The 1,350-nt window shown below is 54.3% G+C and carries 2 pseudogenes; one reads left to right on the top strand and one right to left on the bottom strand.

What is annotated here, in order from left to right:
• Positions 1-200: 200 nt before the first annotated feature.
• Positions 201-1,075 (bottom strand): annotated as a pseudogene (rfbA, locus tag CINSTRO3249_RS15940) (glucose-1-phosphate thymidylyltransferase RfbA).
• Positions 1,076-1,118: 43 nt separating this feature from the next.
• Here rfbA and CINSTRO3249_RS17845 point away from each other — a divergent pair.
• Positions 1,119-1,350 (top strand): annotated as a pseudogene (locus CINSTRO3249_RS17845) (hypothetical protein); the annotation flags it as partial.

The raw sequence follows: 1,350 nt of genomic DNA on the forward strand, positions 1-1,350 counted from the left end.
AATATGTCACCAGGGTTTAATCTGACGTACAAGCTGTAAGCTTAAGGCAGAGTACAAACTCACCGGTAACATCCCAATGATCAGTTGGGGATCATTAACCTTTGAAAGTCAATGATCAAGATATAAGACAGGGCGCGGCATCATCAAATACGATGCGGCCCAGGCGGCGGCCGAAAAAGTCGCTCTCCCAGGTCAGGAGATCAATATTGGCGTGGACGGACATTGAGCAGATCCAACAGATATTGGCCATAGCCGGTTTTCGCCAGTGCCTGCGCCGCGCGCCGTCATCATCGAGCCATCCATTGCGCCAACCGATTTCTTCCAGACAGGCGATTTTAAACCCCTGACGCATCTCAACGGTCTGCACAAAGGTACTGGCTTCAATCAGGCTGTCATGAGTACCGGTATCCAGCCAGGCAAAACCGCGCCCCAGCAGCTCGACGTGTAGCCCGCCCTGCTCCAGATACATCTGGTTAATCGAGGTAATCTCCAGCTCTCCGCGCGCCGAAGGCGTGACCCGCCTGGCGAAATCCACCACCTGACGATCATAGAAATAAAGCCCGGTCACCGCCCAGCGTGAGGGTGGGTGGGCCGGTTTTTCCTCAAGCGCGACGGCGCGAAAATCGTCGTCGAACGCCACCACGCCGAAACGCTCAGGATCCATCACCTGATAGGCGAATAGCGTCGCGCCCTGCTCCCGTGACGCCACCTGCCGCAGCTTGGGACTGAACCCCTGACCGAAATAGATATTATCGCCGAGCACCAGGCAGCAACGGTCGTCGCCGATAAAGCTTTCGCCAATCAGGAACGCCTGCGCTATACCGTCGGGACTCGGCTGGGCGGCATAAGTCAGACGAACGCCAAACGCCTCGCCCGCGCCGAGCAACCGCTTGAATAACGGCATTTCTTCCGGCGTGGTGATAATCAGAATATCGCGGATCCCCGCCAGCATCAGCACCGATAGCGGATAATAAATCATCGGCTTGTCGTACACGGGCAACAGCTGTTTGGAGATACCGCGGGTAATCGGATAGAGGCGGCTGCCGCTGCCGCCCGCCAAGACAATACCTTTCATCTGTCCTCCTCGCCTTACAGGCATAGGTATCTACACATTTATCGTGATACCTGTTATTACTTTGCAGAATGATTTCAACCTATCTGTTGGCGGGATTGACTCTCGCCTTACCCGCCGATATCAGACGCTGGTTAAACAGCATATGACACCCGCGGCTCTTCTTGCTTCTGCGGTTAAAGACCTCGCAAGTGCTCAAAAATCAACTTTCGCAACTACCCAAGCTGTCTGGCGTTTTCTGAATAATAAGCGAATTAGCTTCAGTCAACTCAATGAGC

Origin of the sequence: Candidatus Sodalis sp. SoCistrobi (assembly GCF_900143145.1) — a bacterium.
Taxonomy (GTDB): Bacteria; Pseudomonadota; Gammaproteobacteria; order Enterobacterales; family Enterobacteriaceae; genus SoCistrobi.